19 protein-coding genes are annotated in these 19,245 nt (G+C 54.8%); 8 read left to right on the top strand and 11 right to left on the bottom strand.

Going from position 1 to position 19,245, the window contains the following annotated elements; all coding sequences use genetic code 11:
• The first annotated feature begins 49 nt into the window (after positions 1-49).
• Positions 50-1,015, top strand: coding sequence for a DNA-binding protein YbiB (gene ybiB, locus ABIE11_RS08730; RefSeq protein WP_429184338.1), 966 nt, complete (start codon positions 50-52; stop codon positions 1,013-1,015).
• Between the two features lie 116 nt (positions 1,016-1,131).
• Here ybiB and ybiJ read toward each other — a convergent pair whose 3' ends face one another.
• The 3 genes from ybiJ to mcbA all read right to left on the bottom strand — a co-directional run bounded on the left by ybiJ (position 1,132) and on the right by mcbA (position 2,333).
• Positions 1,132-1,392 carry a DUF1471 family protein YbiJ gene (gene ybiJ, locus ABIE11_RS08725; protein WP_100777112.1) on the bottom strand — a complete coding sequence of 87 codons (261 nt, stop codon included), beginning with the start codon at positions 1,390-1,392 and terminating at the stop codon, positions 1,132-1,134.
• A 285-nt stretch (positions 1,393-1,677) separates the two neighbouring features.
• Positions 1,678-1,944, bottom strand: coding sequence for a DksA/TraR family C4-type zinc finger protein (locus ABIE11_RS08720; protein WP_409255563.1), 267 nt, complete (start codon positions 1,942-1,944; stop codon positions 1,678-1,680).
• A 122-nt stretch (positions 1,945-2,066) separates the two neighbouring features.
• Positions 2,067-2,333 (bottom strand): DUF1471 family periplasmic protein McbA, encoded by a 267-nt coding sequence (gene mcbA / locus ABIE11_RS08715; protein ID WP_100777110.1) that lies wholly within the window; start codon positions 2,331-2,333, stop codon positions 2,067-2,069.
• Between the two features lie 247 nt (positions 2,334-2,580).
• Here mcbA and rlmF point away from each other — a divergent pair, with 247 nt between their 5' ends.
• A complete protein-coding gene (gene rlmF, locus ABIE11_RS08710) occupies positions 2,581-3,498 on the top strand; it encodes a 23S rRNA (adenine(1618)-N(6))-methyltransferase RlmF (protein ID WP_194514151.1) in 918 nt (305 codons plus the stop codon).
• Between the two features lie 33 nt (positions 3,499-3,531).
• Here rlmF and ybiO read toward each other — a convergent pair whose 3' ends face one another.
• From ybiO to rhtA, 6 genes are all read right to left on the bottom strand, one after another.
• Complete coding sequence (gene ybiO, locus ABIE11_RS08705) at positions 3,532-5,745, bottom strand: mechanosensitive channel protein (protein ID WP_429184337.1); 2,214 nt, start codon at positions 5,743-5,745, stop codon at positions 3,532-3,534.
• A 138-nt stretch (positions 5,746-5,883) separates the two neighbouring features.
• Positions 5,884-6,606, bottom strand: a complete 723-nt coding sequence (gene glnQ / locus ABIE11_RS08700) for a glutamine ABC transporter ATP-binding protein GlnQ (RefSeq protein ID WP_100777107.1) — start codon at positions 6,604-6,606, stop codon at positions 5,884-5,886.
• The gene (gene glnP / locus ABIE11_RS08695) at positions 6,603-7,262 is read right to left on the bottom strand and encodes a glutamine ABC transporter permease GlnP (RefSeq protein ID WP_095281341.1); all 660 of its coding nucleotides are present in this window, start codon (positions 7,260-7,262) and stop codon (positions 6,603-6,605) included. The genes glnQ and glnP overlap by 4 nt, the downstream gene beginning before the upstream one ends.
• Before the next feature lie 78 nt (positions 7,263-7,340).
• Positions 7,341-8,087: a glutamine ABC transporter substrate-binding protein GlnH gene (glnH, locus tag ABIE11_RS08690; RefSeq protein WP_100777106.1), complete on the bottom strand. Its 747-nt coding sequence runs from the start codon at positions 8,085-8,087 to the stop codon at positions 7,341-7,343.
• 362 nt (positions 8,088-8,449) lie between these two features.
• On the bottom strand, positions 8,450-8,953 hold the full coding sequence (gene dps / locus ABIE11_RS08685; protein ID WP_100777105.1) for a DNA starvation/stationary phase protection protein Dps: 504 nt from the start codon (positions 8,951-8,953) through the stop codon (positions 8,450-8,452).
• 303 nt (positions 8,954-9,256) lie between these two features.
• On the bottom strand, positions 9,257-10,144 hold the full coding sequence (gene rhtA / locus ABIE11_RS08680) for a threonine/homoserine exporter RhtA (protein ID WP_100777104.1): 888 nt from the start codon (positions 10,142-10,144) through the stop codon (positions 9,257-9,259).
• A 355-nt stretch (positions 10,145-10,499) separates the two neighbouring features.
• Between rhtA and ompX the strand changes: the two genes are divergently transcribed.
• Positions 10,500-11,018: an outer membrane protein OmpX gene (ompX, locus tag ABIE11_RS08675; RefSeq protein ID WP_100777103.1), complete on the top strand. Its 519-nt coding sequence runs from the start codon at positions 10,500-10,502 to the stop codon at positions 11,016-11,018.
• 91 nt (positions 11,019-11,109) lie between these two features.
• Here ompX and ABIE11_RS08670 read toward each other — a convergent pair whose 3' ends face one another.
• Both ABIE11_RS08670 and mntS read right to left on the bottom strand, forming a co-directional pair.
• Entirely contained in the window at positions 11,110-12,693 is a 1,584-nt protein-coding gene (locus tag ABIE11_RS08670; protein WP_100777101.1) for a phosphoethanolamine transferase, read from the bottom strand.
• A gap of 279 nt (positions 12,694-12,972) precedes the next feature.
• A complete protein-coding gene (gene mntS, locus ABIE11_RS08665; protein ID WP_107703991.1) occupies positions 12,973-13,101 on the bottom strand; it encodes a manganase accumulation protein MntS in 129 nt (42 codons plus the stop codon).
• Between the two features lie 182 nt (positions 13,102-13,283).
• Here mntS and mntR point away from each other — a divergent pair, with 182 nt between their 5' ends.
• The 5 genes from mntR (at position 13,284) to ABIE11_RS08640 (ending at position 19,160) form a co-directional block, all read left to right on the top strand.
• Positions 13,284-13,757 carry a manganese-binding transcriptional regulator MntR gene (mntR, locus tag ABIE11_RS08660; RefSeq protein ID WP_100777099.1) on the top strand — a complete coding sequence of 158 codons (474 nt, stop codon included), beginning with the start codon at positions 13,284-13,286 and terminating at the stop codon, positions 13,755-13,757.
• Complete coding sequence (locus ABIE11_RS08655; RefSeq protein ID WP_102105204.1) at positions 13,754-14,863, top strand: anion transporter; 1,110 nt, start codon at positions 13,754-13,756, stop codon at positions 14,861-14,863. Before mntR ends, ABIE11_RS08655 begins: the two co-directional genes overlap by 4 nt.
• Positions 14,864-14,965: 102 nt before the next feature.
• Positions 14,966-16,069 carry an HlyD family secretion protein gene (locus tag ABIE11_RS08650; RefSeq protein ID WP_100777097.1) on the top strand — a complete coding sequence of 368 codons (1,104 nt, stop codon included), beginning with the start codon at positions 14,966-14,968 and terminating at the stop codon, positions 16,067-16,069.
• Complete coding sequence (locus tag ABIE11_RS08645) at positions 16,066-17,637, top strand: DHA2 family efflux MFS transporter permease subunit (protein ID WP_429184336.1); 1,572 nt, start codon at positions 16,066-16,068, stop codon at positions 17,635-17,637. The genes ABIE11_RS08650 and ABIE11_RS08645 overlap by 4 nt, the downstream gene beginning before the upstream one ends.
• A complete protein-coding gene (locus tag ABIE11_RS08640; RefSeq protein ID WP_429184335.1) occupies positions 17,637-19,160 on the top strand; it encodes an efflux transporter outer membrane subunit in 1,524 nt (507 codons plus the stop codon). Before ABIE11_RS08645 ends, ABIE11_RS08640 begins: the two co-directional genes overlap by 1 nt.
• Positions 19,161-19,245 lie beyond the last annotated feature (85 nt).

The following is a 19,245-nucleotide window of genomic DNA, read 5'->3' as shown; positions in this document are numbered from 1 at the left end:
GGCTTTTTCAGGGCTATAGTGTGTCAATGATGTTGCCAGGAGAAATGTCGTGGATTATCGCAAAATTATCAAAGAGGTAGGACGCGGGAAGAATCATGCCCGCGATCTGGACCAGGAAACCGCTCGCGCGCTCTACACCTACATGCTGAACGGCGATGTGCCAGAGCTGGAGATGGGCGGCATTCTGATTGCCCTGCGCATTAAAGGCGAAGGAGAAGCGGAGATGCGCGGGTTTTATGAGGCGATGCAGGCGCAAACCTTCCGCCTGACGCCGCCTGTCGCCAAACCGATGCCGATTGTCATTCCCACCTATAACGGCGCGCGCAAACAGGCGAATCTGACGCCGCTGCTGGCGGTGCTGCTGAACAGACTCGGTTTCCCGGTCGTTGTGCACGGCGTCAGCGCCGATCCCACGCGCGTGCTGACTGAAACCATTTTTGAATTAATGGGCATTGCGCCGACGCTTCATGCGGGACAGGCGCAGGCCAAACTCGAAAGCCATCATCCGGTCTATATTCCGGTGAGCGCGCTGTGCCCCCCTCTCGAAAAGCAGCTGGATATGCGCTGGCGCATGGGCGTGCGTAACAGTGCTCATACGCTGGCGAAACTGGCGACGCCGTTTGAGGAAGATGCTGCGCTGCGTCTGTCCAGCGTCTCGCATCCGGAGTATGTCACTCGCGTGGCGGGCTTCTTCTCCGATATTGGCGGTAAAGGGCTGTTGATGCACGGCACCGAAGGCGAGGCGTATGCCAATCCGCAGCGCTGCCCGCAGATAACGCTTATTGACAAGCAGGGCACGCGCGTCGTGCTGGAGCGCGGTGAGGAGCCGGAAGGCGACGTCGTGCTGCCGACGGCAAAAGATGCTGAAACCACGGCCCGCTGGACCGAGCGCTGTCTGGCCGGGAGCGAACCGGTTCCGCACTCTCTGAAGCTACAGATGGCGTGCTGTTTGCTGGCGACGGGGGAGACGGATTCCGTCGAGGCTGGGCTTAAACGCGTGGCAGAGTTTTTCTAGACAAAAAAAAGCCCGTCCGGTGAGGACGGGCAAACAAAGGGTAACAACAACAGGGTCAATGAGGGTTGGAGCAACTCGCCAGAGGGTATAGCGAGTGTGGAGCATATTTCGTTGGGTTATTTGTAGATAACCGCAGTACCGCTAAGTTTGTTGTTGGTGTTAGCAGAAGTGATGGTGTAACCACTTGCACCCGCAGCAGACGCTTTCTCAGCCAGTTTTGCTTCCAGACCATCCAGCGTGGTCGCGCCTTCAGCACTCACCACACCGATTTTATTCATGTTCTGCGCCTGAGCAGAAGTCACAGATTCCGCAGCGAACGCGCCAAATGACAGAGCAGACAGGGCAACAGCGGCAACAGCATATTTGATGGTTTTCATAGTTAATCTCTCGCAGGTTATTCTGTTAAGGGGACGATGTTCCGTCGATGTGATAAGTATCACGTTTTTTTGCGAAAGATAAAATCGAAGAGAATTGACAGCATTGCTCAAAAAAATTGAATGACAAATAACTTATTGATTATTAATAAATTCAGAGCAGCGTTTTACAGTTCTTGTCGTTGCGCTTTACAGAGGGAGTAAAGAGGGCACGTTTTGCCACGCGGTCTTAAAAAAACCGTGAGCGTAAAGGTAACCGCTTGCGGCTTCGTTTAAGGTAAAGAAGAGTCAACGTAGCTGGCTGTCTTTCGATCCTCTGCGATTATATCCTGAATGTGAAGTGTTTTTTGAATCTTTACTCTGCTGGCATGTGATACACAGCCTTACGCCGGGCATGGCTTTACGCCGCGCCTCGGGAATGATCTCCCCGCACTCTGCACACTCATACAGACTTTCACCCTGCGGTATCTCACCGCGAACGCGTGCGACAGCATCTTCAATTGTACTGTTGATCTGTTCGTTCACGGCATCGTCATTTGCCCAACCGGAAGCCATAGCTCTCTCCTGATGGAAGATAAACCTTTATAGAATGAATATGGGGTTAAAAAACGTACAGTCAAGAAAAGCGGGAAGAGAACTGCATCTTTTTAAACAGATGCAGTTCGTTGGCGGGGAGACTATTTGTAGATGGTTGCTGTGCCAAACATACGATTGTCGCCGCTGGCGGATTCCACAACGAACCCTTTAGCCCCTTCCTGGCGGGCTTTCTCAGCCAGCTTATGCTGAAGATCGTCAAGATTTGCAGCGCCGGTGGCGGAGACTGTCCCTGCAGGACGTAGCTGGCTGGTATCGCTATCGGTCGTGAGCGGCTGAACGGACCAGGCAGGAAGCGAGGCGGTTGCGAGGGCTCCGGCAACAACGATGAGTGTCAGGTATTTTTTCATAATCACATCCTCTGAGTCTGAATGACAATGGGTGATTCAGATTAAGTTTAGAAGGATACGGAGTGTGATTTAGCGCAAAAATTTGATGGTGATCTGCTTATTTTTTGAACGATATAAATTGACAAATTATTGACAGATCATAGACATACAGGTTGCTGATTTTTGGCGATTTGTTGTGCCATAAAGAGAGTTATTTACCGTTGGGTCATCAGAGGGTATCTTACGCCGCTGTGAAAAGGAGAATGCCATGACTGCCCAAAAGCCGGGATTACACCCGCGTAACCGCCATCGTAGCCGCTACGACATGAATGCCCTGTGTCAAAGCTGCCCTCAACTGCAGGAATTTATCGTGCAGACCCCAGCGGGTGAACCCTCAGTTAATTTTGCCGACCCGCTGGCGGTAAAGGCGCTGAACAAGGCGCTTTTGGCCCATTTTTATGGCGTTGCGCAGTGGGACATTCCGGAAGGTTTTCTCTGTCCACCGGTGCCGGGACGCGCGGATTATATCCACCATCTCGCCGATTTGCTGGCAGAAGGCAATGGCGGTGAGATTCCGAAACAGGCGACGGTGTTAGACATCGGAACCGGCGCGAACCTGATTTACCCGCTGATTGGCGCACATGAGTACGGCTGGCGTTTTACGGGCAGCGAAACGGGGCCGGAAGCCTTTGCCAGCGCCCAGGCGATCATCAATGGTAACGAGGGCTTAACCCGCGCCATCCGTTTGCGTCGCCAAAAAGATGCCTCCATGATTTTCAACGGCATCATTCATAAGAATGAAAACTACGATGCCACAATGTGTAATCCGCCGTTCCACGATTCGGCAGCCACCGCCCGCGCCGGTAGCGAGCGCAAGCGCCGCAATCTCGGTCAGGCGGAAGAGGGTGCGCTTAACTTCGGCGGCCAGCAGCACGAGCTGTGGTGCGAAGGGGGCGAAGTGGCCTTTATCGAGAAAATGATCGCCGAAAGTAAGCAGTTTGGCCGTCAGGTAAAATGGTTCACGACGCTGGTCTCTCGCGGCGATAACCTGCCGCCGCTCTACCGTGCACTGACAGACGTCGGCGCGGTAAAAGTGGTGAAAAAAGAGATGGCCCAGGGACAGAAGCAGAGCCGCTTTATCGCCTGGTCCTTTATGGATGACGCGAAACGCCGCCGACCATTCTGATGCCTGTTGCCGGTGGCGCTTGGCTGACCGGGCCTACAGGGTTGGCTCCTGCGGCGGCGGTGGTGACACCGGCGCGGGGAGCACCTGGTAGGTTTGCACCGGCGGTCGCACGTCGGCGATATCGAAGTGTTTCTTCACCATGCTGTCGAGTGCAAACCGCACCGTCCACTGCTTGAGCGGCTGGGTGGTGAACGAAACGCGCAGGGTAAAGGCGGTATTCGTCAGCCCGACAATCCCGGCAAACGACGGCTCACCGATCACCAGCCCGCGAATATCGTCCATCTCCATAAGCTCTTCAACCGCCGATTTCAGCGCCTGCTTCGCTTTATCCGCATCCTCATGCCGATCCACGTCGTAATTGGCCACCACCGACCCGATACCGCGCACAAAGTTGGCGAAGGTGGTAATCGATGACCACGGAATGATATGGTACGCGCCGGTGTCCTGGCGCACGCCCACGGAACGAATCGACATCCGCTCGACGGTGCCGGTTAACGGCCCAATCGTGACCAAATCGCCCGTATTCATCCCGTTCTCAAACTGAATAAAGATCCCGGTAATAATATCTTTCACCAGGGTTTGTGACCCGAAGGAGATCGCCAGACCCAGCGCACCCGCACCTGCCAGCAGCGGAGCGATATTCACGCCGATTTCAGACAGCACAATCATGATGGTAATGGTACTGATGATCACCGCCAGCGCATTGCGAAACAGGGTCAACAGCGTGCGTGCGCGAGCGCTGGGGAGCGGGCGGCCATGAATATCGGACACCAGGCGGTTTTCAATCAGGCTGGCGAGCAGCGTCCAGCCGATAGCCGAGAAGAACAGAATCAGCGCGATGCGAATTAAAATATCCACCGTTTTTTCGCCCGCGCCGTTGTGCATCCAGTTCCAGAAATCAAACAGACTCCAGGCGCTGAGCAGAAGCATCACGGCGATGCAGACGGTCAGGATCCGCGCCACTTTCAGGGAGGCGGAAATCCAGCCATTCACCCGTTTTTGCAGTTCGGGATAATTTCGCTGTACCTGCGGGGAAAGGGTAATGGTTTTTGAAATCCAGCGTGAAAGCAGGCCGGAGACAAAGGCCGCGATACCGATAATCGCCAGACTGTGGAAGGTGGCGCCCATCATAAATTTCAGGCTGTTACCCGGATCGAACAGGGAGAAGAAGCACAGTACGATGAAATAGGCGCTTGCCAGCCAGTGCCACACCAGCGCGAACGCGCGGATAAACAGGCTGAAGAATGAGAGCGAGCGGTCCGCCAGGTGCAAAAGCCCGTTGGTAATCGCCTTTTTATTATGAAAAATCAGGTACAGTGCCCAGACGGTAATCCCGAGCATAATCAGCACGTTTGCCAGGGCGCCAATTTGCACGTTGACCTGATTCGAGATAATGGGCACCGCGACCAGCAGGCCGTAGCCAATCAGACCGCTTAGAATGCTCAGGCGTAGCGCCCAGTATTTGGCGCTTTCGTCATTGACGGTGAACGGGCGTAAATCCGGCACGCGCGGGCTGAATATCAGGCGTAACAGAGCTTTAAAGAACTCGATCAGGGCGAAGGCATTGAGGAACAGACTTTGCTGGAAGGCGATGGTTTGGCTTCCGGCATTAAGGTTATCGCTCAGCACCTGGCCCACAAACAGCGTCAGGGCCAGAATCATTAAATCAATGACGAACGCGCCTGCAATCATGAGCGGCAAGTGAAGCCAGCTGCTTTTCTCACGATTTTTTCTGCGTCCCCACTCTCCCATTTTGCGGTATAGCGGCCACGCGCACAGCCGCGCCAGCCAGTAAAAAGCGAAGATCGCCCCGGCCAGCATCAGGAAGTGGCTGGCGGCGTTGCTGAAAGTTTGGGGATTAAAGGGTTTGTGCGGGGAGCCAATCAGGTTGCGGTAGAGCTGTGCGAAGCGAGCGGAGAGGGCTTCGCCGTAGTGCCGGCTGACGTCAGTCACATTCTCCAGCACGGTTTTTTCGCTTGTCACTTCAGGTGGCGTAATGCTGGGGACCGGCTCCTGCGGCGGCGTTTTCGCGACGGTGCGCAGCTGGTCGATCAGTTCTTTGCGCGACGTGTCATTCTCCAGCACGTCGGCCAGCGCGCCATAGGCAGCTTTCTTTTGCTCAACGTCCGGCTCCGCAGCAGGCGTGCTCGACTGAGAGGCAGACGCGCCTGAGGTAACGCCCGGGAGGGTGACAGCCTGAGCGGGTGCACCGAACAGGCAAAGCAAAAGCAGCAGGATCCACGGCACGGCTTCCTCCGATGAAGAAAATGTTCAGCAAAATGATAAGTATAGATGGCAGGTGGGGGAGAGAAGTTTTTGGGAACAATCCGGCATAAAAAAGCCGGGCGACAGAGCGGCCCGGCTGGTGTGAAGCAACGGCGATGTTTACGACACGTGCTGCAAGAATTCCTGCAGGCGCTGGCTAGGCGGGTTAGCAATCAGCTCTTGCGGATTACCGTCTTCCGCAATACGCCCTTTATCAATGAAAATCAGCCGGGACGCCACTTTCTCGGCAAAGCCGATTTCGTGGGTCACGATGACCATCGTCATCCCTTCTTCCGCCAGGTCCTGCATAACCTTCAATACTTCGTGACGCAGTTCCGGGTCGAGCGCGGAGGTTGGCTCATCGAACAGCATCATTTTCGGTTTTACTGCCAGCGCGCGGGCGATAGCCACACGCTGTTGCTGGCCGCCGGAGAGTTCGGACGGATAGTGGTGAGCACGCTCGGCAAGGCCGACTTTCGCCAGCAGCTCTTTTGCCAGCTTTTCAGCCGCCGCTTTGTTGGCACCGCGCACGCGCTGTGGACCAAACATCACGTTTTCCAGCGCCGTCAGGTGCGGGAACAGGTAGAACTGCTGGAACACCATACCCGCTTCCTGGCGAATCAGACGCTCGTCCACTTTCGGGTCGTTGACCTTCAGGCCATCAACGATCAGATCGCCGCTGGTGATCTCTTCAAGCTTGTTGATGCAGCGCAGCAGCGTCGATTTACCGGAACCTGACGGCCCGATAATGACGACAACTTCGCCCTGTTTGATATCCAGATCGATGTTATGCAGCACCTGGGTTGGACCAAAATGCTTGGAGACGTTTTTAAATTCAATCACAGGATTTTCATCCTTCTTTCAAGGCGACGCAGAACAAAGCTCAGCAGCAGCGTAATAATCAGATAAACAACGGCCACGGCACTCCAGATTTCCAGTGCGCGGAAGTTACCGGCAATGATCTCCTGGCCCTGACGGGTCAACTCGGCCACGCCAATTACGATAAACAGCGAGGTGTCTTTAATACTGATGATCCACTGGTTACCGAGCGGCGGCAGCATACGGCGCAGCGCCAGCGGCAGGATCACGTGGCGAATGGTTTCGCGGCGAGACAGCCCCAGTGCCAGACCCGCTTCGCTAAAGCCTTTATGAATCGACAGTACCGCGCCGCGCGTGATTTCCGCGATGTAGGCGCCGGAGTTGATCATAATGGTCACCACGGCGGCGCTGAACGGATCAATGCGCAGATCGGTGAAAGCCATTGGCAGGGCGAAGTAGATAAACATGACCTGGACGACGATAGGCGTTCCGCGGATCACTTCGATGAAAACCAGTGCGATGTGGTTTGCAATCCAGCCGCCGTAGGTGCGAGCGAAACCAGCCACGAGGCCGATAAACAACCCGCCAACCAGACCGAGGACCGAAATCCACAGGGTCATTTTGGCGCCTTCAAGCAAGAGAGGAATGGCAGGCCAGATGGCGCTCCAGTCAAACTGCATGATAATTTCCTGTTACCGTGGTTCTAAAAAGCAGGGGCGAAAGGTCGCCCCCGAGCGTACTTCTTCTTTTAAGAATAATTATTTTGGCTCAGTGCCGAACCATTTTTTGTAGATTTCGTTGTAGGTGCCGTTCTCACGCAGGGTTTTCAGCGCGCCGTTCACTTTGGTACGCAGATCGTCGCTGCCTTTCGGGAAGGCGATACCGTACTGCTGTGCTTCTAAAGACTCGCCAACCGCTTTGAATTTGCCGTTGCCCGCAGTTTTGATGAAGTACAGGATGTTTGGTGTGTCGTGCAGTACCGCGTCAGCGCGGTTGGTGCCCAGTTCCATGTAAGCGTTATCGATGTTCGGGAACTGACGCAGGTCTTTGGATTTGATGTTGGCTTTCGCGTAATCAACAGAGCCGGTGCCGCTTTTCACTGCAACCACTTTGCCGTCGAGATCTTTTACGCTTTTCACGTCGTTGTTATCAGCCTTAACCATCACCAGCAGGCCGCTTTTGTAGTAGCCGTCAGAGAAGTCGATCGCTTTTTTACGTGCGTCAGTGATGGTGATACCCGCCAGCGCAACGTCAACGTTTTTGGTTTGCAGTGCAGGGACGATACCGCTGAAGTCCATTGGCTTCAGGGTGTAATCAAGTTTAAGTTCCTTCGCGATAGCTGCCCACAGATCGACGTCAAAACCAACATACTGATCGCCCTGTTTGAATTCAAAGGGGACGAAGGCGGTGTCGGTTGCGACGATGAGTTTTTTATCTGCAGCGTGAGAGGACACGGCAAAAGCCAGGGTAAGTGCAGCCAGTGAAACTTTTAATACAGACTTCATAGCATTTCCTTTTATATCCACGGGGCGATCCCCTGCGAGAACAAACGGCTACATGAAAAAATCGTGCCAACATTGCAACTCATTGTTTTGCAAAGGGGATGATGTCATGTGTTGCACAGCAAACGGTGCAAACCGCTTTTGTTGCACCAAAATGGAGCGCTATTTTGGTGCAGTCGGGTTTGCTTAGCCGACGGGTGGCTATTAAGCGCAGATAACGGCGATAAAACAATCTTTCGTTAACGATTTTGTGAGGTGATTATTACAACTAATTTACTTTTGTAGAAAGGGAGAGCAAAAGTGTGCACCATAAACGTGCAAAACCCCCGCCGGGCGGCGAGGGTTTCATAGATAATTCGTATGGATTATTCGATGTTAGATTCGATAAACCACAGGAATTGATCCAGGTCGCGAGAAGCCGCGGTTAAGATATCTGCGGTGTCTTCGTCTTTGGTTTCGCCAATCGCTTTACGTACATCGTTCGCGACGATAGCGTAACGGTCAGCCAGCTCTTTCAGGTGATCCTGAACGGTGTGGATATCCAGCGGGTAGCTTTTCAGTGGCGTTTTGCTGTTAATCACCTGAGTGGTACCCAGGGCAACACCGCCCAGCTGCACGGCACGTTCAGCCATGGTGTCCAGGTGGGTCACTAACGCAGTCCGGAATCCATCCAGCATTTCATGAACGGCGATAAAGTTGGCGCCGCGCATATTCCAGTGGGCCTGTTTAGTGATCAACGACAGGTCAATGAACTGGATCACCTGGCGATTCAGCAGCTCAATCGTTGCTTTCTTATCGCTATCCGAGACATCGTTACGGGTATAAAGCAGATTAGACGCTTTCGTTTTAACCAGTTTAGCGGTACTCATAATCTCATATCCTCTTGATGTTATATGTTCCAGGTAATTACCGGAAATAAGTATAGCACCGCTTTTATATTCTGCCGGGATGGCTTTGCCTATCGGTTTAATAGTGAAAGGGAAGGGGGTTGTGTAACTTATTGATATTAAGTGATTATGATTTATTTTATGCGGATGAGTCTTAATTACGCCCTCTTTTCATGGGCGACAGGGGATATTTCACCGTGATGACAAAATATGTAAGAAAATAAAACCAGGAGTAAGTTGGCCTCTATTCTGCATGGCTATAAAAACCATGCAGAACAGGGAGCATTAATTGACGTCGATTTTCTTGATTTTGGTTTCAGGCCGCATGGTGAGCGTCGATCCCATTGACGCGGCAATAATTGAGCACAGCGCCAGCGTCTGAGTGAAGGTCAGGCTTTCTCCCAGGAAAACCATCCCCGACAGGGCGGCGAGCGCCGGTTCCATGCTCATCAGCGTGCCGAAAATGCGTGTTGGCAGGCGCGTCAGGGCAATCATTTCGAGCGAGTAGGGCAACGCGGTGGAGAGAACGGCGACCGCAAGACCTATCGGCAAAATGGACCACTGCCAGATGGATTCCGTTGCTTGCGCCATCCCAATCGGTACAAAGATGATTGCAGCGATGAGCGAGCCGAGTGCGACGGTGGCAGGGCCATGCTCTTCACCCGCACGTTGCCCGGTGAGGATATAGACCGCCCAGCAGGCTCCCGCACCGAGAGCCAGTGCGGCACCGGTTAAATCCACATGAGAGATGTTCTGTCCCAGCGGCAGCAGGAACCACAGGCCCAGCACGGCCAGCACCACCCAGACAAAATCGACGGGGCGACGGGAAGAGAAGAGCGCCACGGCCAGCGGGCCGGTGAACTCCAGTGCGACCGCGATGCCCAGCGGTACGGTCTGAATCGACAAATAGAACAGATAGTTCATTCCGCCGAGCGACAGCCCGTAAAAGAGCAGCGGCAGGCGTTGCTCTTTTTTAAATCTCAGCCGCCAGGGTTTGAAGATCACCACCAGAATTAAGGTACCCAGCGCAATACGCAGCGCCGTGACGCCAGGGGCACCCACCAGTGGGAAAAGGGATTTTGCCAGTGATGCACCACTCTGAATGGACAGCATAGCGATGAGTATTACAACGATGGGCAACCAGACTGGCGCCTTGCGAGACATCCCAGGCATCCTTTCTCCTGTCAATTTATGTCAAAGGGAGTAAAGGTCGCAGTGTAATTGAAATAATCAGGCAGCGGTTGAGACTTTGTTGAAAAAAAATGCCGCGAAATCCGTAGAATGAGCCACTATTGATGGATTAATAAGCTAACAGATTAGGATTAATCTGGATGAATGTAATGGCGTTGACGCGCAAAATCAGCGTATAAATGTGGAAATTCAGTGTTTTTTGAACAAGATAGCTGACCTTTGAAATGTTCTGTTACATCAAAGGATCGCTTAGACAACACGAATCACAAAGAGTTTCACAAGATTTTTTGATATATTTAAAACTTACGGATTTACTTGAAGCACATTTGAGGTGGTTATGAAAAAAATTGCATGTCTTTCAGCACTGGCCGCTGTTCTGGCTGTTTCCGCAGGTACCGCTGTAGCTGCTACTTCCACTGTTACCGGTGGTTACGCTCAGAGCGATATGCAGGGCGTAGTAAACAAAGCTAACGGCTTCAACCTGAAGTACCGCTACGAGCAGGACAACAATCCGCTGGGCGTGATCGGTTCTTTCACTTACACCGAGAAAGATCGTTCTGAAGATGGCGCTTATAACAAAGCTCAGTACTACGGTGTTACCGCTGGTCCTGCTTTCCGCCTGAATGACTGGGCAAGCATCTACGGTGTTGTAGGTGTTGGCTACGGTAAATTCCAGCAGACTGAAAACGAAAGTCTGAACCGCACTGCTTCTACCAGCGACTACGGTTTCTCTTACGGCGCAGGTATGCAGTTCAACCCAATCGAAAACGTTGCTCTGGACTTCTCCTATGAGCAGAGCCGTATCCGCAACGTTGACGTTGGCACCTGGATCGCAGGCGTGGGTTACCGCTTCTAATCACTTCGGTGAGCCAGTAAAAAATCCGCCCAATGTGGCGGATTTTTTTTTACCCTCTTCCACTGGAAGAGGGTGCCAGACCGACGCCAGCTTACCTGCTTTTCACCTCAAAAACATCCGTACCCAGATGGGTATACTCCACTTTCTGTAACTTGAAGTTGGTAATATACACCGGCGGCGCTTTCTTGTTTGAAATGAACGAATAGCTGTTGGCGATCTCTTTGGCCGAAATCCCCGTCCATTGTGAGAAGAATTTCAGGAAATCATTGGCTGAACGGCGTGCTTTGATGATGCGATGAGTTTTGTCATCGCTGGAGAGCACCATAAACGGCACCTGGAAGTTCTGCTGGAACTTATCGTCATGGGCTAGGTACTGCACCTCTTTGCCGCGCTCTTTAAACGCCAGACCGTGATCCGAGAAGTAGACCATCGAGAAACTGTCGCCCGTGTTGCGCAGCTGGGTATAGAGTTTACTCAGCAGATCGTCGGTTTGCGTCATGGTGTAGAGATAGCACGACGTCTCTTTCGACTGCACGAATTCCGCATATTTCCCCTGGGTACGATCGCACGCCTGCGGGTGCGAGCCCATCAGATGCAGAACGATCAGCTGGGGCTGGGTGCGCTGGCTGGCGAAGACCTGCGACGTCATCTTCAGTAAGGCTTCGTCTTTAGTATTTTTATCGGCCTCAAAATCTCCGCTCTTCAGGAATTGCGCTTCGTCCGCACGTTTGGCGATGCTGGCGATGGCCGTGTCGTATTCACCGATCTGCCCCTGATTGGAGAACCACCAGGTCTGGAAACCGGCGCGGTTGGCCAGAGTCACGAAGTTATCCTGATACTGCGGTTTGCCATCGACCACACGGCTGAGCGTCAGGCCGAGCGATTTCTGCGTCGAGCCGCTTGCCGCGACATAATCGGTAAACAGGGTGCCGTTTACCGAGCTGGCAAACGGCGTGTTATCCCAGTGCCCGCCGAATGCGCCCAGCGCATCGCGGCGCGCGCTTTCGCCAATTACCACCACGTAGGTGTGATATTTCGGTTTGACCGCCAGCACGTTCCAGGTGTCTTTCATGTTTGACAGCTCCGCCATACGCGTCTGCTCATCGAGCACTTCTTTATTGTTCACCACAATATCTTTGACGAAGCGGAAAACCGGATAGCCGGTGTCTTTTAACTTGAACACGCCACCCCACGCCAGGTTTTGCACCGGCGCGACAAAAAAGGTCGCCACGCCGATAACCAGGCACAGGTTTTCAATCATGCTCCACGGCTTTTTCTCCTGCGGTTTGCGGCGAACGGCAATCACCCCAAGAGCAAAAATAAACAGACCGATGACGTAGCTGTACCACGGGAAGATCGTCAGGATCTCCGTGGACTCTTCCATATTGGTGGAGTGCAGCGCCAGCAGGGTGTTGAAGTTGGGGGCACCATACGCCTGACCAAACGGGTAGTACATCGCCGCGACGACCGAACAGATCCCGACCACCACTTTTTGCGCACGCGGCGCGCTGCGCCACATCAAATGGAGCAGACAGGTAAAGGCGACGGCGTAGAGCAGGCTAAAGGGATAGCCCAGCGCAAAGTTAATGAGCAGCGATTGCAGAAAGTAGAATCCCGTCCACGGGCTTAAGGCCCGACTGCGGGTAATAAATGTTTCTTTCAGGGTTAAATTCATAGGTCACTATCATGAAAACGCCATGTGCTCACCCTGGCGTCGAGGGTCAAAGCCTGCCTGACAGTGCGTGGAGAGGGAATGAGGGTCCGCTTCAGCGAGCCGCAATTGGTGCAGGGCTGCAAGAAGATAGAGCCAGTCGGCATTCAGGTCAACAGTTGCTAAGAAGATGTTTTGCGAGAGGGATTACAAATCCGTAAAAAAGATCGGGAATTGAGGGCTAACAGGGCAGTTTGCGCGGAAAGTGTGACGGAAAAATGAAGCGGCGTACCGCGACGCCGCTTAGTGGGACGGTTTATCGTTTTGCTCTGATTTACCGTTAAACATATCGCACAGCATGTTCAACAGCATCAAGCGTACTTTAAAGGGAGAGTGGCTAAACACTTTCATACACCTCTTGAATTCGTTCATGTGACCTCCTGATTTCTGATCCCTTCGATCCGTGAAGGGTGACTGCATTACATACAGATATAGCACAGGCTATATTGTATAGCTATGGCTAATTCGTTAATTTTTTGTGCTTGTAGAGGGATCGTTTACACTGTGCGCTCAAGATATATGACGCCAGGGGCGTCACCCACTGAGGAAGGACAATGAACCGTCGCGCAGGTAAGCCCATTACAAAAAAAAAGACGCAACTGGTGAATGTTGAAGAGCATGTTGAAGGGTTTCGTCAGGTGCGTGAGGCGCACCGTCGCGAGCTGATTGATGACTACGTCGAGCTGATTTCCGATCTCTTTCGTGAGGTCGGTGAAGCGCGTCAGGTGGACATGGCTGCGAGGCTTGGGGTGTCACAGCCTACGGTTGCCAAAATGTTAAAACGTCTGGCCTCGGTTGGGCTGATCGAAATGATCCCGTGGCGCGGCGTGTTTCTGACGCCAGAGGGGGAGAAACTGGCTCAGGAGAGCCGGGAGCGCCATCAGATCGTTGAAAACTTTTTACTGGTGCTCGGCGTGAGCGAAGACACGGCCCGTCGCGATTCGGAAGGGATTGAACACCACGTCAGCGAAGAAACGCTGGAGAAATTCCGCGAGTTCACGCGTAAATTTGGGTCCTCTGCTGAATGAGCATTCCTGGACTGCGGGCGCTCGCCCGCGATCGCTTTTTCCATCTTCTGTTATTGATTGGCCTTGGGCTGAGCTTTTTCGTTCCCTTTGCGCCTGCGTCCTGGCCGGCGGCTATCGACTGGCACACCATTATTACCCTGAGCGGGTTGATGATGTTGACCAAAGGGGTGGAGCAGAGCGGCTACTTTGACGTCATCGGTCGCAAAATGGTGCGCCGCTTTGCCACCGAGCGCAAACTGTCGCTATTCATGGTGCTGGCGGCGGCGCTGCTGTCGACGTTTCTGACTAACGATGTGGCGCTGTTTATCGTCGTGCCGCTGACCCTGACGTTACGCAAGCTGTGCGAGATCCCGGTTAACCGGCTGATCATCTTTGAAGCGCTGGCGGTTAACGCCGGATCGTTACTGACGCCAATTGGCAATCCGCAGAACATTTTGCTCTGGGGACGTTCCGGATTGTCCTTTGCGGCCTTCACCTGGCAAATGGCGCCGCTCGCGCTGGTGATGATGCTCTCTCTGCTGGTGGTCTGCTGGTTTGCTTTTCCGGCGAAACCGCTTCGCTATCACAGTGGCACCCAGGCCTCACCGTGGAATGCGCGGCTGGTGTGGGGGTGTCTCGCCCTGTACATCATTTTCCTGACGGCCCTCGAACTTAAATATGCCCTCTGGGGCGCTCTTCTGGTGGCGGGCGGCTTCCTGCTGCTGGCGCGGCGGGTGCTGATCAGCGTCGACTGGACGCTGCTGCTGGTCTTTATGGCGATGTTTATCGATGTGCATCTGCTGATCCAGCTGCCGGTATTGCAGGGCGCGTTGCACAGCGTGAGCGGACTCTCGCCGCTCGGCCTGTGGCTGACGGCCATCGGGTTATCGCAATTTATCAGCAATGTCCCCTCGACCATTCTGCTCATCAACTACGTACCGCCAACGGTGCTGCTGGCCTGGGCTGTTAACGTCGGCGGTTTCGGCCTGCTGCCGGGATCGCTCGCCAATCTGATTGCGCTGCGTATGGCAAATAACCGCCGGATCTGGTGGCGATTCCATCTCTGGTCCCTGCCAATGCTGGTGTGGGCGGCCGCGGTCGGTTTCGGATTATTCCTTCTCATATAGTGCGCTAATTGTCAGCTTTTCCTGGCAAATGTATAGCAACGTCCTAACTTTAGTGAACGGCATAACTGTGATGCCGTTCACTGACAGGAACGTTGTTGGCATATGGCAGAGACAAACGAAAACGCGGAACAAAACGAAAGCGCAGATCAAAACGAAAAAAGCGAGCGCAAACGCCCGGGTAAAAAGCCCCTCATTATCCTTGGGATAGTGGTGGTCATCATGGTTATCGTGGCGCTGGTGTGGTGGCTTCTGACCCGAAATGAAGAGACCACCGACGATGCGTTTACCGATGCAGATGTGGTGACTATTGCCCCGAAAGCGGCGGGCTACGTTACCGAACTGCGCGTGCGTGATAATCAGCGGGTGAAAAAGGGCGATCTGCTGGTCGTTATCGATCCGCGTGACACCACCGCTCAGCGCGATCAGGCGCAGGCGCAGTTAGGGCTGGCCGTGGCGCAGTTGCACCAGGCGCAGGCTCAGCTGGCGCTCTCAAAAGTGCAATATCCGGCCCAGCGGGACGAAGCGAAAGCGCAGGTGCTGAAAGCGCAGGCGGATATGGCGAACGCGCAGGCTGAATATCGCCGTCAGCGCGGTGTCGATCCGCGCGCCACCACGCAACAAAGCATTGATTCTGCAAACGCCCAGCTGCGCAGCGCTCAGGCCGGTCTGGCCAGCGCCCAGGCACAGCTGGAAGTGGCGGAACAGGTCCAGCTCCAGATCCGCCAGCAGGAAACCAACGTCGAAGCGCGTGAACGCCAGGTCGATCAGGCAAAAGCTCAGCTCGAAACCGCCACGCTGAATCTCTCTTACACCGAAGTGCGCGCCCCGTTTGATGGGTTTGTCACCAAACGTAACGTCCAGCCGGGTACCCTGGTGCAGGCCGGAACGGCGCTCTTTTCGCTGGTCTCACCGGATATCTGGGTGGTGGCGAACTTTAAAGAGTCGCAGCTTGAGCGTATGCGTCCGGGCAATAAAGTGGCGATCACCGTTGATGCCTGGCCGGACATGAAGCTGGAAGGGCATATCGACAGTATTCAGCAGGGGAGCGGCGCGCGTTTCTCGGCCTTCCCGGCGGAAAACGCTACCGGCAACTTTGTGAAAATCGTGCAGCGCGTCCCGGTGAAAATCGTGATCGACAAAGGGCTGGACCCGAACATGCCTCTGCCGCTGGGCCTTTCCGTTGAGCCGAAGGTTACGCTGGAATGACGGAACACAGCCACGACAACTGGCGGCCCGCCAGTAATCCCTGGGCGGTGGCGATTGTGGTCACGCTCGCGGTGTTTATGGAGATCCTTGATACCACCATCGTTAACGTGGCGCTGCCGCACGTGGCAGGCTCGCTCTCGGCAAGCTACGACGAGTCGACCTGGGTGCTCACCAGCTATCTGGTTGCCAACGGTATTGTGCTGCCCATCTCCGCGTTTCTGAGCCGGGTGTTTGGGCGCAAGCAGTTCTTCCTGATCTGTATCGTGATGTTCACCATCTGCTCCTTTCTGTGTGGCATCGCGACGGAGCTGTGGCAAATCATTCTGTTTCGCATCATGCAGGGCTTTTTTGGTGGCGGGCTCCAGCCAACGCAGCAGTCGGTGTTGCTCGATTACTTCAAACCCGAGGATCGCGGCAAAGCCTTTGGCCTGTCGTCGATTGCGATCATCGTCGCCCCGGTGCTGGGGCCGACGCTCGGCGGCTGGATCACCGATAACTACTCCTGGCGCTGGGTCTTTTTTATCAATATTCCCGTTGGGATCGTGACGGTACTGGCGATTTATCAGCTGCTGGAAGATCCGCCCTGGGAGCGTAAATCCGAAGAGAAACTGAGTATCGACTGGACCGGGATTGGCCTTATCGCCCTGGGCCTCGGCTGTCTGCAGGTGATGCTCGATCGCGGCGAAGATGACGACTGGTTCTATTCAAACTTTATCCGCACCTTTGCGGTACTGACGCTTATTGGCATTATCGGTGCGATTTACTGGCTCCTGTATGCCAAAAAACCGGTGGTCGATCTGCGCTGCATGAAGGACAAAAACTTTGCCGTCGCCAGCCTCTTAATGGCCGGAATGGCGATGATTTTGTACGGCAGTTCGGTTGTGATCCCGCAGCTTGCCCAGCAGGATTTGGGTTACACCGCCACCTGGTCGGGGATGGTGCTCTCGCCCGGTGCGGTGCTGATTGTCCTGACCATTCCGCTGGTGTTAAAGCTGATGCCCGTCGTGCAGACGCGCTGGATCATCGCTTTTGGTTTTGCCTGTCTCGCGGTGTCGTTCTTCTGGTCGCGAACCTTAACGCCGGATATCGATTTCGAAACCCTGGTGCTGTTTCGTAGCGCCCAGTCGTTCGGGCTGGGGTTCCTGTTTGTTCCGCTCACTACCATTGCGTTTATTTCGATACCGAGGCGGCTTAACGCCGACGCCGCCGCGCTGTTTACCATGTTCCGTAACGTCGCGGGTTCGATTGGGATCTCGCTGTCTACCGCCGCAATCACGGAGCGTGCGCAGACGCATAGCGCGCATCTGGCCTATCACGCGTCGCCCTTTAATGAGCAGTTCCAGCTGGCGCTGCGGGAGTCGGCGCAGGCCATTCAGAACTTCACTACTCAGGTCGGCAATCCGCTGGATATCGCCACCGGACGCATGTACCAGACCATGATTGAACAGTCGCGCTTCCTGGCCTACGTGGACGTTTTCACGATCCTGAGCGCGGTGGCGCTATTACTGATCCCGTTTTGTTTGTTGCTCTCGCCGGTGAAAAGCGAGGGGAGTGCAGGAGCACATTGATGATGTACAGACGTTTATCCCCCCTGTTTTTAATGCTGCTGTTAGCGGGGTGCGCCGTAGGGCCTGATTACCAGCCGCCCGCACCGCAGACGCCTACGACATGGAACGATCCTGGCGATGCGAGCGTGAAGTCTCAAACGCAGAGCAGCGCGGTAAACCCGCGCTGGTGGAAAACGTTTGGCTCCGCGCAGCTCGACAGCCTGGTTGAGCGGGCGATTGCCGGAAACCTCTCGCTGCAGCAAACCGTCCTGCGCATCGCCGGTGCCCGCGAACAGATAAACCAGGCGGGCGGGGCGTTTTATCCCTCGGTGAACGGTAATCTGCAGGCGACCCGCCAGCAATTGGGGCTGGAGGGGGAGCTAAAATCGCATGGCGTTTACGATCAGCTGGATGACGTTGATCCCGATCTGAAAGGGGCGCTGGGGCCGCTCACCCAGCCGATAAATCTCTATCAGGGAAGTTTTGATGCCCAATGGGAACTCGATCTGTGGGGCAAAGTGCGCCGTCAGGTGGAAGGTGCCGAAGCCCAGCAGCGTGCGGCTATTGAACAGCGCAACGACGCCCTGGTCTCACTGGAAGCCGAGGTGGCGCGGGCCTGGCTGCAACTGCGCGGGGCGCAAAGCGTGATGGCGACGCTCAATACGCAAATTGAGAGCGCACAGCAAACGCTCGATCTGACCGAAAGCCGCCAGCGTGGCGGTCTGTCACCGCAGATGGACGTGGAAAACGCCCGCGCGCAGCTGGGCAATCTGGAAGCGCAACTGCCGCAATATCAGGCCCAGGAGCGTCAGGCGATGAACGGTCTGGCGATTCTGCTGGGTAAACCGCCGGGTGCGCTGGACAGCGAGCTGCGTTCCGCTCAGCTGCTGCCCGCATTGCCAGACATTGTGCCGACAGGTATTCCGTCGACGCTCGCCCGTCGCCGCCCGGACGTGCGCGAGGCGGAAGCCAATCTTCACGCCGCGACGGCGCAAATTGGTGTCTCCGTCGCCGAGCTGTTCCCGAGCGTGTCGCTTTCCGGCCAGTTTGGCCTGCGCAACAGTGAAACCAACTGGCTCACCGACTGGAGCAGCCATTTCTATAGCGTCGGTCCGCAGGTATCGATCCCGATTTTCCAGGGCGGGCGGTTAGTTTCGAGCGTCAAAGTGGCGCGCGCGCAGCAGGGCGCCGCCGTGCTCGACTATCGTCAGACGGTACTCACCGCGCTCGGCGATGTGGAAAACGCGCTGGTGAGCTATCGCACGGACCAGCAGCGGGAAGCGGGCTTAGGCAAAACCATCGACGCGCTGCAAAACGCGTTCGATCTGGCGAGCGACAGCTATCGTCAGGGGATCGCCAGCTTTATCGACGTGCTGGATGCTCAGCGCCAGCTGGCTCAGGCGCAGCAGCAGCGTGCGCAGTCGCAGGTGCAGAGTGCTCTCGATCTGGTGGCACTCTACAAGGCCCTCGGCGGAGGCTGGGAGCCGTATCAGCAGGTGAATTTGCCGGACTATTCGGTGTTTGGCGACGCCCCGCGCGGATAACGTTCAGAGGATTGGGCAAGAAACAAACAGGAACGCCACATTCGCGTTTTGCAGGCGCGGGGTATAACTGTCCGGCACCCAACAA

Source organism: Lelliottia sp. 489, assembly GCF_050435885.1.
In the GTDB taxonomy this organism is placed as follows: domain Bacteria; phylum Pseudomonadota; class Gammaproteobacteria; order Enterobacterales; family Enterobacteriaceae; genus Enterobacter; species Enterobacter nimipressuralis.
This window is presented reverse-complemented; position numbering and strand designations above follow the sequence as displayed.